Below are 14041 nucleotides of genomic sequence, written 5' to 3' on the forward strand. Positions count from 1 at the left end.
CGTATTTAAAAAAACTTGAAGAATATGGGTTTGAAGGAACATCTGAATATGAAAAGGATTTAGATGATGGAAAATGGTTGGATAAAGAAAATAGCTTATAAATAGACCTAAAGTATAAAGTAGTAAAATATTTACAAATAATATTTTTTACTTGTATTTAATTAAATACTTTTACCGCTTTTATAAGAATTTATTTATGCTTACAAAAGTTTACGGAAGTGCTGTTTTTGGAGTCGAAGCCACAACAATTACAGTAGAAGTTCATATGGATAAAGGAATTGGTTATCATTTAGTTGGCCTTCCTGACAGTGCAATAAAAGAAAGCAGTTTTAGAATCGCTGCCGCACTTAAAAATAACGGTTATAATCTTCCTGGAAAAAGAATTACGATTAATATGGCGCCAGCCGACCTCAGAAAAGAAGGTTCTTCGTATGATTTAACCCTTACAATGGGAATTTTAGTAGGTTCTGATCAAATTAAAGCACCAGAAATTGAGCAGTATATTATAATGGGTGAACTTTCTTTAGACGGAAGTTTACAGCCTATTCGCGGTGCGCTTCCGATAGCAATCAAAGCAAAAGAAGAAGGTTACAAAGGATTTTTTCTTCCGATACAAAATGTAAAAGATTTTGCATTTCTTTATTTGTCTGAAGTAAAAAGAACTAGCTGATTTTAATTATTTTAATTTTCTCGCAATAAGAAGACCAAAAACAAAAGTTTTCGGTTCTTCATTACCATTATTGCCAGCATAATTGTAGGAAGAAAATTCAGCGTATTCTTTAGTTAATGACACAATTACAACATTCGAAAGCGATTGAGGAACTACAAATATAACAGGGGGTTTTTCAAATTCGGGTAATTTATCACCAATTATAGTATACAAATCTTTAAAATAATATCTTGATATGAGTTTGCCATTATCGGGAAGAATGGGATTATTAACTTGTAAATTATTTATAACATAAAAACTCTTGTCTAAAATATTTCTTTTTTTAATTACATCAATTGTATCTTTTAATTGTAAAAGTCCTTTGTTTGATGCAATCATTGCTTTAGAGAATTTAACCTTACCTAAATCTAATTTTGCCAAAGATTTGTCGTATGAACTGATTTTTGAGTCGTACATTAAAATGCTAGAATCCAATAAAGATAATTTTTTGTCATATTCTTTAAGTTTTAAATCGAGCGAGTCGGTCTTTCCTTTAAATTGAGCAACAAAATTCTCATATTTATCTAAACCAAAAAATCCCGCCACCGCAATAACTATTACACCAACCGATGATACATATTGTAATTTATATTTTAATTCGTAATATCTGTCATCACTAATACCGTTTGTATTATTTTGATTGTTTTGCTTTTTAATTTTTATTAGGCTAACAAAAGACATAATTACAAATATTGTAATTACTGTAAGAAAAATATATACTAAAGTCATTTCTAATTTAATTTATTATTTATATTTCTTTTTTTCCTTTTATTAATTCTTTTATACTGGATTTCATTTCTTCAATAATTGCAATACATCTATCTTTTCTAACTCTATTATATTCAATCATATCATTGATTTGTGAATCATTTATGTCTCGTTCTAGATGATTACTTAATATTGTATTTCTTCTGTTATTATTGATGCTTTTATAAGCTTTTATAAGTCTACCTTTTCCTGAATCATATTCTTGAAATGTAGTAATAATTGATATTAATTCAGAATAGTGAATGTCTTCAATTAAAATGGAACTGATTTCAATTTGTTGATGTGTACTGGAAAGTGCCATTGCAAACTTATTTAAGTTAAACTTTGACGCTTCTTGCCATAAATCATTACAGGCGAATTTTAATTCCTGTAATCTTTTCCACAGGTCAATATATAACTCAAATTGTTTGTCATTATATTTCAAAGTAGTTGCCTTTAATACATCTAGTTCAATTTTGTAAGCTTCAAGTTTCTTTTCAAAATTATGACTGACTTTTTGCTCATATCGTTTTGCTAATATTTCGGATGCTTTATTTGTAAAAAACCATAATACTGTTCCAGAAACCGAAATTGTACCAATAAATCCGAAAATAATTTTAGCGATAGTATATGTATCCATTTTTTTACTTAAATATTGATTCAAATATATATTATTTTGTTGAAAAATAGTGTTATTAATGGTGTCTATGGGTAAAATATTCTTAAAAAATATCTTACATTGGGGCGAACTTTAAAAACTAGCAATTATGGCTTTATCAGATTTTTTTAGAATTAATTTACCTTACGGCATTCATAGAAATTCAAATAACGAGTGGAGTGCTTTCAATCGAGAATATATGCCTCTAGGATGGAATGAAACAAATATTATTGATACTACGGGTATTACTGAGAGTGGAACAGATAAACCAATTTATACTAAGTACAGTAAACTAACTGAAAAAAAATTATTAGAAATTGCGGGTTCTGTTAATATGGTAAATTATGATTCAGAAGGAAAAATTTACAGAGTTTTTCTTTATGATGATGGTAGTGTGCCAAGCAGAAAAAATCAATCAAAAAAAGATTGGGATAGTTATTTTGAAAAAATTAAAATGTTAAGTGGTTTAATTGTAATAGAAAAATAACATTTTGGGTAATAGATGATAAGTATTGCAATTAAAATATCTTAATTTTAATCCACTGGAAAATTATTTACAATTAGGCGATGGTTAATCCGTAATTTAAGTTACGGTATTCTATTATATAGTTGAAGGACCGACGTAGGGAAAAATTGATTACCATGTCTGGTCTTAAAATTTAATTTGTTGAGGTACTGAGCTATTTTTCTATAGCTCATACCTTTTTCTCTACAGCTTAAAATAACGGATTGCGCCTGCCTGTTTCTATCATTACTAATTGCGTTTTCTTTTATTTTAGCTATTCCTTTAGCTCTGGCATTATCATTCAGGTTATTTGGGTTTCCTAAAATTGTTCCTTTTTTCTTAAGTTCGGCAAGTGCAACTCTAGTTCGTGAACTTATTAACTTAGCCTCTTGTTCCGCTAGAGCGCTAAAAATATGAATAGTGAAATTATTAGCTGACGGCATGTCTACAGCCAAAAAATCAATGCCTGCATCCATTAATGAACTTACGAAACTTACGTTTCTTGCTAATCTGTCTAGTTTCGCAATAACTAGGACCGCATCTTCATTTTTTGCCAACTGAATTGCTTTATGAATTTCAATACGTTCCCTTTTATTAGTTCCAGTTTCAATCTCGGTAAATTCTTGTATGATGATACCATTTTGCGATTCAACATATTTTACCACTGAACTTTTCTGAGCAGATAATCCTAATCCACTTAGACTTTGCTCTTTTCGGCTAACACGGTAATAAGACACAAATTTTTTCATAACTTCAATTTTTAGTGTAATAAACCTTAAACGACCGTTTATGAATTATTACACTGCAATAGTCCAGGTTTTTTTTAAACTATCCTAGAAAAATCCTGGATTTCCTGGGCTCACGGATTTTTGGGTCGTTTCAGACCACAAAAAAACGAGGTTGTTAGCCTCGTTCTCTGGATTGTATCAATATTGTAAATTCTTCAAGTTCTTGCTCTGTGAAATTTCCTGCTTTGAATGAAAGCGGATATCTGACAGCTTGGGTCTTAAGTATCTGTTTTAGTTGGGATAAGCTTATTACTATTTTCATATTCTCTTTTCACTATAAATATGGTCTAATAAATTAAATCTCGATTTTTTTTCCAGAAATTTTTCTGTCGATTTTGCCAGCGCAGTAAACGGACATATCTGTCGCTACGGGTGGGTAAACGTACACTTCCCGATACCTGAAGGAGGTAACTTGGCTCTGCATTGCCAGTTTTCACAGGGCAGGCGGAGTCTTCATTGTTGTGAATTAATCAATTGAGGTGGGTTTTCTCATTTTTACTAGTATAGCGCAAGCAGGAGCATTTACAATTCTATTGGAACAGGATTTGGTGCTTAAGGTACATTAAACAGCCAATAAGGTTTAACTATTTTCTTTCTTTATCTCTCTATCATATATGTTACTTAACATCTTATAGTATTTTATGAGCATAACACCTGTGATATCAAGGCTTAAGAGCATATTGCATCAGAGTGTGTTATGCGCAGTCTGCGCTATTGTTCTAAAGGTTTCGAGCGGGAAATTATTTCTCTCTATCTCTCTTCTATCATATATGTTACTTATTACTATTACGCAACAACACCAACAATAGCAAGGGATTCAGACGTTTTTCAACCTTGGCTTTATGCGCAGTTTGCGCTACTAAAAAATGTTGGTCTAAAAAATAACTTCAAATATTTATCAAAATAGTGTTCCAAAACTATTGACTATTCTATGATTTAGAAGTATACTTGATAATAAACCGAGAGAAAACTCATTAAAACCTTGGTTGCTGACAGGTAGCTTCTGTCAGCTTCTCTTACCAAGCCAATCTAAGAAACAATAATCCATCTGCTTGATGGAACGAGAATAAGAGAATATCAAAATGAACTCTAAAAATGAAGACTTCGCCTTTACTGGCGATACAGGAGACTTAGACGTGCTCCTAAACGATTACAAGCTGTCAGAATCAGCACTGCGTTTCCCGAACGTAAATTCTATCCTAATACCAAAGAAAGCCCAGCATAACCTGCGAAGATACTGCAAGAGCATGCTCAAAAACGTCGACGATAATCTCGACATTGCCGTTGAAAAGTGTCTGGTGTTCCTGTCCAACTTAGCGAGTACTTACTATACCGAATCCAAATGGAAACCGCTTAACGCAATGCTTCTGCACCAGCAGAGCAAAAATACAGACAATACCTTTATCTACACCAAGATTATCGAAGTGCTGACCACTGGAACAAGCACAGGTGCATTTATCGAAGTTGACAAGAGCTATCAGGTGGGTTTTGAGTCCAAAAAGTTCCGATTGACCGATACGTATCTTAAAGCTGGACTGATTGAGTATAGCATCAAAGATGCAGGAATTATCAGTACACGAAATAAGCTGTACTATCAGCAGTTAAGCAAAGCCATAACAAATCCAATCTGTTACAATCTCATTATGATGTATCAGAAGATTGATTTACCGACCAGCGAAGAATTGCTGGCTATCGGCAGGAAGTTGGTCAAAGAAGGACATACTACCAAAAAAAACAAAATCCTGACCATGCGTAACAAACACCTAAATCACTATTGGGTCGATGTCGATAACAGGAGCTTTGTTGAGGATAATATCAAGCTCTTTGAATTCCTGACGAGTCGTGGGTTTATGATTCCAAGTGCTGGCGATGAATCAAGCGGTGGTCGTGTTGTGGACAGCTTCACGCTTATGCCAGCTTGGATTCGGGAGCAGATTACCGTTGACGGAAAGAAGCTGACTGAATGCGACTACGTTGCTCTGCACCCGAATATTGCCATGAAGCTGTACGATGGTTCAACAAATTACCTCACACACGAATCAGTGGCAGAACGCACAGGAATTGAGCTTAAAAAAGTTAAAAAACTTCACTTAAGCTTTTTCAATATGAAATGGAATGATATGCGCAGGTCTCCATTGTTTGGCTACTATTCGGCAAATGAACCTGACTTGCTGGCAAGGATTTATCACGACAAAAACGAGCATAGTCACAAGATTACCTCTCAGAAAATGTTTAAGCTTGAAGTCGATATCATGAGCGCAGTTATCAGAGATTTGAACGCTAAAGACGTTTATGTCCTGTACGTGTATGATGCGCTTATGTGTGAAGAAAAAGACAGAGAACTTGTAGCTGAAACAATGAATCGTATCATTTTGGAGCATGGTGTGAAAACCAGAGTCAAAGTAAATAGCAGTGATTTAATCGAATCGACATTTGAACCGTTGCCAAAATATGCTCTGGATGAAATGATAAATCTTTACGATGTATTGCCTCAATTATCATTTGACGTTGAAGATACTTTGAAAATCATTTCTGGTATTGACCGTTCCATTGTTGAAATAGCTGAACTCGTGGATTATTTTACTATACAGACTTCACAACAAAAGTACAACGACTATGATGGAGTGCCGATAACAACTTCAATGATTTCTAAATTAAAGAATTTAATAAAATCTTAATAACCAAATATTCGTAAATCCTGCTCCGCAGGATATGCGAATATTTTTATTCAAAGAAGACTTAATCATTTGCCTTTTATTATTTTTAATATTCATTAAAACCTGTGAAGAATTCTTCTAATGTAACATTCATCAATTTTAGAATTCTTATAAGCGTATTTAATTGAATATTTGCACCAGCTTCATACTTTCCGTATTGCGGTCTGCTTAAATTATTTTCGTATGCAAAATACTCAGAATTAGTATAGCCAGCCTTTTTTCTAAAAAACTTTAATCTCTCGCCCACTTTTTTTAAGTAGATTAATTCTTCTTTTTTTGTTTCTTTCTTGATTTCGTCATTTTTTTTTGAAGTCATTTTTTGCTCTTTTTATAAAGCAAATCAATAGAATGTCTACAAACTATGTAACTCCATATTAAATACCTCTTTATTTGGAGATTTTTTTTATATGTTTGTACCTATAATCTAAAACTTTAAAAAATGAAAAAAATCTTTACCCCAACTACATTCTTTATTTTTTCTATCCTTTTCCTAGTTTTTGCTTTTGGACTAAAAAGCTATAAGAAAGGAGGCAACATTGATTCTATCGAAAGTGTTGAAAATTTTATCAAGGGAAAATGGCACGATGAAATTGTCAGCAGAGGCGGTCTGATAACATATTACAGATTCGAAATAACAGATACTCAAATAAGATGCTGGAAATCAAATATGATATTATCAAATACAGGGCGTTCATCAGATAACATAACCAGTGATTGGACTGAACAGCCTCCTGTTACTTTATCTATTGGCAGTGTTCAGGAAGAAGCGGAAAGTTCAAGTTCTTATGCGAAAAAAATCAGGTCACTTGGAAATTGCAGTTACGGAACATATACGTTTGAGCATAACGAAAAGTTAGGGAATGCTCTAATTTTTAAAGAAATCAATGCTAGCGAAGGATTTCATACTGGCAAACTGGACAAGGGTTGGGAATATTAATAATTCAATTCTATAAAACACCAATAAATTTAATCTTAATCATACTATAAACAATGAAAAAAAATATACTTTTAATATTAATCGGAATTTTAACTGTTAACTGCTCTTCTGATGAATCACAAGAGAACTCTGAAAGCTCTACTAAATCTTCATTCAGTTTTACATTAGATAATAAAACGGAATACACATCAATTCATGATGAAAAAATAAATGATTATGATATTTTTCCAACTACTTGGGAAAAGAAACAGGTTACAAACACTGCTGATAGCAAATACACTATTAGCTCAAGCGTTTCAATAAAAGGAGAAGCAGACGAATACTATCACTATACTGATTTTAACATTATAACTTCTGATAAGACATTGCAGGTAAATAAGATATACGATATTGATATTGAAGTAGCTTTAGTTTTGGGTTTACCTTTGGCAAAAGACCCAACTGTATGTTATACAACTGCCAGCTTATTTGTTCGTGATGAAACAGTAGGAAAAGTTAAAATAACCAGCTTTGATGGCGAAACTCTGAAAGGGGAATTTACAATTAGTAACCTAAGCAATAGCAACGGATATTCCAATATTGGATTCTGCAACGGTGCTCAGATAAAAGAAAAATTTTTCATCATCACCAAAGGTACATTTACAGCTATTCCGAAAGAATGAGATTCTTTTAAAAAAGATTAAACAAAAAGCTACTCCATTGAAGTAGCTTTTTTTTGCTTCGGCGTTACCATTATTAAAAGCCATTTTGTTTCGGCACTTATTGTCAGACTTATTCCATCAATCTTGAATTACAGTTCGGAATCAGTTTAATAATCAAAAAAACTGCATCGAATGACAATTGTGATTTTAGCGATATATTTTCAGATAGTAATTGAATATAATACTTTTTCTTAAAGCAAATAAATTTATTTATGCTTTAGATAATTATAATAACTAAAAGCAGAACCAAAATATATAGATTTTAATTCATTAGGAAATTCATTGCTAGTTGTTTCCTTCTCAATTTCATGAATTTCACGACGGACCCTATTTAACTGTATATTTCTCCTTTTGTCTAGAAATCGTAATTGCTTTCTAGTTATTTTATTTTGAGATAATTTCTTAAATCCGTTAGTCCAACACAATCCTTGTTCAGTAGGATTTTTATGGTTATATATCTTTATCCTGCCGACAGACATTGAGATTAATCTATTTTGTAATCTAAATAATATTTGCGTCTTTGAAACTCTTGAGTTTGCATCCTTTACAACATTATAATGATTAAATTTTCCAAGAGCTTTTAATACTTTTTGAGATTCATTTATCTGTTTTTTGACCTCTTTTTCAATAGTCGATTTTCTTACCCGAATATTTCCATTATAATTTATTTGATAACCCACAAAAGACACCCATGGAATATTAACTTCATTAATGTTTTTATCTCCCCAAAAAAAGGGCAACTTAGATTTTAGTTTCCAAAATTTTTTGCTTTCTTCAGTACTTTTATAATTGATAATTTTTTTAGGCTTATGAAAAAGTAGGTAATTCTTTTTGATGCCTTCCATATAAATATCAAGAGATTTTTTACAGCCTTCTTCTTGAGTATGCATAAGAATCATATCATCACAATATCTTATATAAAATACATCCTTATCATGCTTTAAAATCTCCTCGTCAACACTATGTAGTATTAGATTAGCTATAAAACACGATATTGCATTCCCTTGTGGAACACCAATTCTATGTTTATCGATATAATCTTTTCCATAAGCTTCTACTAATTCATTTTCAACCCAACCAAACCGTCCAATTGGAAGTTTATTGGATTTGAACCATTCAATATCTAAGTTTTTTGGTAAAATATTTTCTTGAAAAGAAAACGAGGACAAAAATAATTCGAAAATTTTTAGTGCTTTATTATCAAGCGCAGTTCCAAAATTATCTTCTACTTTTTGAGCTAATTCATTTAAAACACTTAAAATATGTTCTTGTTGAACAGTATCAAAAAATTTTTGAATATCACACTCAGCAACCCATAATTTAGGGTGTTTTTTTCTAATATTTAAAATTTTCTCAATACAATCATGATGATTTGGAATTTCGTTTTTAGCATTCCTACCTCGAAAAGCAAAAGAACAATCTAAAAATACTCTTTCAAAATAACTGGTTAGATACTTAGCCGTGATAGAAGATATCATTTTATCTTTGATGCCGTAAAGTGCTATTGGTCTATAAATTACAACTCCATTTTTTTCTTCTTTCTTTATCCCCTTAATTACAGGCTTTTCAATTTTATAATTTGATATCTCAACGTTAAGAACATCATCTCTTAAGCTTTCAACAAAATCAATTAAATTATTATACCATTCAGGAAGACTAGAGCCTTGTTGAACAGTTTTTTTAGTATTCAAATAAGATTTAAACAATCTTTTTTGATTTACCTTAAGGCTATCTTTACAAGTTTTTCTTTCTTCTTCGTTTAATTTTGCCCAATTCCTTCTAGATGGAAAAATACTTTGTAAAAAAATAAAATCAAATTGAGTTTCAGTTACACCTATTTTATTAGTGCTGTCATGCAAACTGACATTTCTTAACATATGTTTCGCATGTCTTTTATTTGCCGTATTTGCTCTATATTTACAAAGCATTTTAACGAGGTTTTCTTCGGAAAAAAATAAATCAAAATTCATTAAAAAAGATTTAAAAAGCGTAGCCGAATAAAATACATTGAGATACAGATATGTGTACACATAAGCAAAATACACATTCAAGCCAAAAAACTCAGGACCATTAAGGCTCGTGGATTTTTCGGGAAAACTCCCTAGACAAATGTCACCCTGAGAAATGTGATGTAAGCAGTAAATGCAGACACCCTTAGCTACGCTTGGAACAAATATATATTATTTTCGTAATGACTATGAAAAAACTTTCAGAAATTACTGTAACAAAATTTAACACAATTAAATCTAAAGAATGCTCAACAATTTTAATGTTTGAAGAATTACGAAACATAAAATCTGGAAAGTATAAAGATTTAGTTTTAAAATGTAGGGAAGCTTATGACTTGGGAGACAAAGACATTTACACATTTTTAAAAAGTCAATTACCAGCTGTTACTTTCTGTGGAGAGTTTAAAAATGGGCACAAAGCCTCTGATTTAGTAATTTACAATAATTTGATAGTTATAGATATAGATGGTCTTTTACCTGAAGATATTTTAAATATTAAAAGTACCTTAATTTTAGACAAGTACATTTTGGCGCTATGGGATTCTCCTTCAGGAAGAGGACTAAAAGGGTTAATAAAAACTGAGAGTACTCCAGAGAATCATAAAGATTTTTTTAATTCTTTAAGAGTATATTTTTTAGATAATTATCAAATCGAATTAGATAAAAGTGGAAGTGATGTTTCAAGACTTTGTTTCTCTTCATGGGATGAAAACATATTTTACAACAGTAATTCAGAAATATATAAGGATTTTCTTGAAATAGACATTACAACAAAGATGAGAGAAGAAAGTCGACCAATTAAAGAAAAAAATCTATCTCTTTCTAAAAGTGCCTACGCAACTGAAGGCTTAAATAAATCTGAAGACAGGATTCTAATAAAAAAAATAATAAAATATTTAACTAAAAAGAATTTGTCAATTACCGAGAACTACGATAGTTGGGTAAAAGTTGCACTTGGAATATCATATACATTTAGTTACGATGTCGGTGAAAAATATTTCACTCAATTATGTAGTCTTGATAACGATAAATATGATGCTGTAAAATCGACTAATCTTCTTAAATATTGTTACAATAGAAGACAAGTTAACTTAAAGAAAACAATATCTTTAGCAACAATAGCTTACTTTGCTAAGGAAAAAGGTTTCAAATTATAAGTTGGTGTAAAGAACTAAAATTAGCCAGGACATTGAACCCTATCAATAACATTCACTGATAGGATTCAACTTCTTAATTAGAAAAATAATGTTGCTTTATAAGCACCAATTGTTTTATGAATCCCTTCGATAATAAGGTCATCGCCAACTAGGTCCATTTTTCCAAAACCAGCAATAAAATTTGTTGGGTATTTTTCAGCAGGTAAATCCTCAAGTATTATTACCTCACCTTCCCTTACTCCATTTCCTGTAAATGTGATTCTTGTATCGGTATAAATCTCTACATTATTATTTGGTGTTACAACTTTGAAATTGCATTCAAATCCTTTTTGTGCTTTGCTAATGCTAATGTTGTTGGCTTCTAAAAAATCTTTTAATGCTCCAATGTTGGCAAGCTGGTTACTCATTTTTATAGTTTTAAAATTAGACAGCAAAATTACGAAATAACAATCTTTTTCTTAATTTCTTTTCATTATTGAGATATAGTCAAAAACAATAGTAAAAATGAAATCACATATGTAAAGGAGTAGATTATAAAATATATATTAAATTACAAAACCTAGCAGATACAAGGGATACATGAGGTTCGTTGACAACCATTTTAAAACATTTGTATTATCCAAATATTGCCAATAATTTTGCTTATATAAATCTAAAATTACTTAAAATGAAAGAACAAACATTAATTGATTTTACAGATAAAACTAAATGGTACAGTATAGGTGTAAATGATATACCATGGTTCATTTCGAAAATCATATACATTGAAGAGATTCTATCAACAGAAGGACAATGCATAGTAACAATTCCGAAGAGAATGAGCAATCAAAATGTTAATTGGTTAATGAAAGGAATATCCAAAGAAATAGATGATTTTCTGGCTAGGTACATTATGTACCATGTAAAGAAGGAAAATCACCTTACAATAACGAGTAGAAATACAGTAAATTTCACAATAGCCAATCAAAATTTCTAGTTTTAGCAGGTGAAATTATAATAATATTGCCTGTTAACAAAAAAGGAAAAACACAGCTTTTTTTAGATATTAAAAAACTGTTGTTAAAATGATTACAAAATTATTTTTACTTTAGCTTACAAGATAAAAAAAATAGAGGTAATAGAAAAAATGGCAGAAAGTAGAAAAACAGTATTTATATCTTATTCTTGGGATAATCCTGAACATCAAGATTGGGTTTTAAATCTTGCCAAAGATTTAACAGAGAAATATGGTATCATTGTATTACTAGACCAGTACCAGCTTCACACAGGTTCAGATTTGCCATATTTTATGGAACAGTCTATTGAGAAAGCTGATAAAGTTTTAATAATCCTTACTCCAAATTATAAAGCTCGAGCAGAGGAACGTAAAAAAGGAGTAGGTTATGAAAGTACAATGATAACTCAAGAGATATTTGAATCTGATATAACCAAAATTAAATTTCTACCAATTTTAAGAATTGGCACATCAGAAACTAGTTCACCTAAATTTCTAAAATCAAAAATCTATCACAATATGGTAGATGACAGGAAATATTTTGATGAATTATTAAAGCTGGCAAAACTAATTTATGACCATCCAGTACATGTAAAACCAGAATTGGGTTCTATTCCAGATTTCAACGAACCATCCATTGACCCAATTATTGATAAAGCAAAAGCATTGATTAATGAGAAAAAAATTAATCAAGAGTTAAATGCAATTATTGATTCATTTAATGGAGCTGTTATCTTAAAAAATGAAATGGAAACTTTTCATAAACAACTAAATGAAAAGGCAAATTTGTATAAGAAATCCACAGGTTTAAATTTTGCCTATGAAACTAATGATTTAAGTAACGCAGTTATAAGATGTGAAAAGTTTAGTGTGTTTTTTGAGTTGAGTGTTGAATATTCAAACAGTGCTAAGCAAGCATTCTTAGATGAAAAAAGATTAGAGGGTATTGTTAAATTGCATAATTATAATTTTGTAGCTACTAATACTAAACCCGCAGTGCTTAAAAATAATGAATACAAATTTGACTTAGATTATTCAAAAAATGTTGTTTGGAAATGTGATACATTAAAATTTACAACAACGGAAATAATTCAAAATGCTTTTGTCTTTTTAATTGGAGAAATAGAAGCAGATATTAGCAAAGACTTTAGGGATTAAAGGTGAATTTATTAAAAACTGTATAATTAGAAAAGATGAAGGATTTTTTTAATTATACAGTTAGGGACCATCTAATTTAATTTGGTATGATGATAGCTTCATACTTTCCTGCATATCCCATTATATTAGTTTTACCTACAAATGAAACTCTAGGATTGGTTTGAGCATTTCAAATAACTGATAAAATAAAAATGATTAATAGTAATTTTGATTTCATAATTTATAGTTTTTAATCGGTTTTTGCTAAATTATGAAAGTTAATGTTTTTAAAGTCAAATACTTATTCATAATTTTATTAGTCGTTTTTAGATGCTGTTACAATTGTGCAACATTTATAGAAATCTTTACCAAGTTCAGAGATATGGTATATTTCTTTACTTGAATTAGAAAGACTAATTTCTTTTTGATATTTCGTTCTGTCTGCAATCTCAATTACTCCCAACCTTAATAGATTAGCTTTTGTAATTGCAGGACCATCGTAAAGAGGAATATAGCTGTTGTCTCCATTATTATAAAGGTGCTGGAGGGCAACAATATCATCTTTCGCTAATTGACTTAATATGAAAGGATATATTGAAGATTCATAGACTTGAGATGCATCACTAAAATTCAATATTAGATTTGACCATTTTTGTTGAAGAGTTTCATCTTCTTCAAGTGATGAGTATTCTAACAGAGGTACAAGTGCTTTTAAGTTGATTTGCTTTATAGATATATTATTCTCTTCAGCCATTTTCTGTACATCTGAGAATATCTTTATTTGGTTCTTTAATCTTCGAACCCTCATTTTATCACCAAACATTAAACCAGCTTCTTCAAGTGTTGAACCAGCTAGCTTTTCAATAAATCCACCAATTAAATCAATTCCCTTTTCAATTGCAGTTGAGGTTATATCAATTTTGTTATCTCCCATTTTGTTTTTTTAATATAGTTAAATTTATTCAAACCTTTTTTAGTTCTT

The 14041-nt window shown here is 30.6% G+C and carries 14 protein-coding genes and 1 pseudogene; 8 read left to right on the top strand and 7 right to left on the bottom strand.

The features are described 5' to 3' along the window. Positions 1–196: 196 nt before the first annotated feature. Positions 197–640 (top strand): annotated as a pseudogene (locus ACFSC2_RS09615) (magnesium chelatase domain-containing protein); the annotation flags it as partial. Positions 641–676: 36 nt separating this feature from the next. Here ACFSC2_RS09615 and ACFSC2_RS09620 read toward each other — a convergent pair. Both ACFSC2_RS09620 and ACFSC2_RS09625 read right to left on the bottom strand, forming a co-directional pair. Continuing rightward, a complete protein-coding gene (locus tag ACFSC2_RS09620) occupies positions 677–1438 on the bottom strand; it encodes a hypothetical protein (RefSeq protein WP_379814203.1) in 762 nt (253 codons plus the stop codon). Positions 1439–1457: 19 nt separating this feature from the next. Beyond that, positions 1458–2096 carry a hypothetical protein gene (locus ACFSC2_RS09625; protein WP_379814202.1) on the bottom strand — a complete coding sequence of 213 codons (639 nt, stop codon included), beginning with the start codon at positions 2094–2096 and terminating at the stop codon, positions 1458–1460. Between the two features lie 127 nt (positions 2097–2223). Between ACFSC2_RS09625 and ACFSC2_RS09630 the strand changes: the two genes are divergently transcribed. Next, complete coding sequence (locus ACFSC2_RS09630; RefSeq protein ID WP_379814201.1) at positions 2224–2601, top strand: hypothetical protein; 378 nt, start codon at positions 2224–2226, stop codon at positions 2599–2601. Positions 2602–2702: 101 nt separating this feature from the next. On the opposite strand, the gene ACFSC2_RS09635 is transcribed toward ACFSC2_RS09630, so the two are convergent. Next, positions 2703–3368, bottom strand: coding sequence for a recombinase family protein (locus ACFSC2_RS09635; RefSeq protein WP_379814200.1), 666 nt, complete (start codon positions 3366–3368; stop codon positions 2703–2705). A gap of 1121 nt (positions 3369–4489) precedes the next feature. On the opposite strand from ACFSC2_RS09635, the gene ACFSC2_RS09640 reads away from it, so the two are divergent. Further along, complete coding sequence (locus ACFSC2_RS09640) at positions 4490–6085, top strand: hypothetical protein (RefSeq protein WP_379814199.1); 1596 nt, start codon at positions 4490–4492, stop codon at positions 6083–6085. A gap of 85 nt (positions 6086–6170) precedes the next feature. Here the strand turns inward: ACFSC2_RS09640 and ACFSC2_RS09645 are convergent, their stop codons facing one another. Then, positions 6171–6440 carry a helix-turn-helix domain-containing protein gene (locus tag ACFSC2_RS09645; protein ID WP_379814198.1) on the bottom strand — a complete coding sequence of 90 codons (270 nt, stop codon included), beginning with the start codon at positions 6438–6440 and terminating at the stop codon, positions 6171–6173. A 123-nt stretch (positions 6441–6563) separates the two neighbouring features. Between ACFSC2_RS09645 and ACFSC2_RS09650 the strand changes: the two genes are divergently transcribed. Both ACFSC2_RS09650 and ACFSC2_RS09655 read left to right on the top strand, forming a co-directional pair. Then, the gene (locus tag ACFSC2_RS09650; RefSeq protein WP_379814197.1) at positions 6564–7061 is read left to right on the top strand and encodes a hypothetical protein; all 498 of its coding nucleotides are present in this window, start codon (positions 6564–6566) and stop codon (positions 7059–7061) included. A 53-nt stretch (positions 7062–7114) separates the two neighbouring features. Further along, positions 7115–7723: a hypothetical protein gene (locus ACFSC2_RS09655; protein ID WP_379814196.1), complete on the top strand. Its 609-nt coding sequence runs from the start codon at positions 7115–7117 to the stop codon at positions 7721–7723. A 245-nt stretch (positions 7724–7968) separates the two neighbouring features. On the opposite strand, the gene ACFSC2_RS09660 is transcribed toward ACFSC2_RS09655, so the two are convergent. After that, entirely contained in the window at positions 7969–9732 is a 1764-nt protein-coding gene (locus ACFSC2_RS09660) for a reverse transcriptase domain-containing protein (RefSeq protein ID WP_379814195.1), read from the bottom strand. Positions 9733–9959: 227 nt separating this feature from the next. On the opposite strand from ACFSC2_RS09660, the gene ACFSC2_RS09665 reads away from it, so the two are divergent. After that, the gene (locus ACFSC2_RS09665) at positions 9960–10928 is read left to right on the top strand and encodes a BT4734/BF3469 family protein (RefSeq protein ID WP_379814194.1); all 969 of its coding nucleotides are present in this window, start codon (positions 9960–9962) and stop codon (positions 10926–10928) included. Between the two features lie 77 nt (positions 10929–11005). On the opposite strand, the gene ACFSC2_RS09670 is transcribed toward ACFSC2_RS09665, so the two are convergent. After that, a complete protein-coding gene (locus tag ACFSC2_RS09670) occupies positions 11006–11335 on the bottom strand; it encodes a hypothetical protein (RefSeq protein ID WP_379814193.1) in 330 nt (109 codons plus the stop codon). 260 nt (positions 11336–11595) lie between these two features. On the opposite strand from ACFSC2_RS09670, the gene ACFSC2_RS09675 reads away from it, so the two are divergent. After that, complete coding sequence (locus ACFSC2_RS09675; protein ID WP_379814192.1) at positions 11596–11904, top strand: hypothetical protein; 309 nt, start codon at positions 11596–11598, stop codon at positions 11902–11904. Between the two features lie 150 nt (positions 11905–12054). Further along, complete coding sequence (locus tag ACFSC2_RS09680) at positions 12055–13080, top strand: toll/interleukin-1 receptor domain-containing protein (protein WP_379814191.1); 1026 nt, start codon at positions 12055–12057, stop codon at positions 13078–13080. A gap of 295 nt (positions 13081–13375) precedes the next feature. On the opposite strand, the gene ACFSC2_RS09685 is transcribed toward ACFSC2_RS09680, so the two are convergent. Further along, entirely contained in the window at positions 13376–13993 is a 618-nt protein-coding gene (locus ACFSC2_RS09685) for an Abi-alpha family protein (protein ID WP_379814190.1), read from the bottom strand. Positions 13994–14041: the final 48 nt, after the last annotated feature.

The sequence above is a fragment of the Flavobacterium artemisiae genome (assembly GCF_042678225.1).
Lineage (GTDB): Bacteria > Bacteroidota > Bacteroidia > Flavobacteriales > Flavobacteriaceae > Flavobacterium > Flavobacterium artemisiae.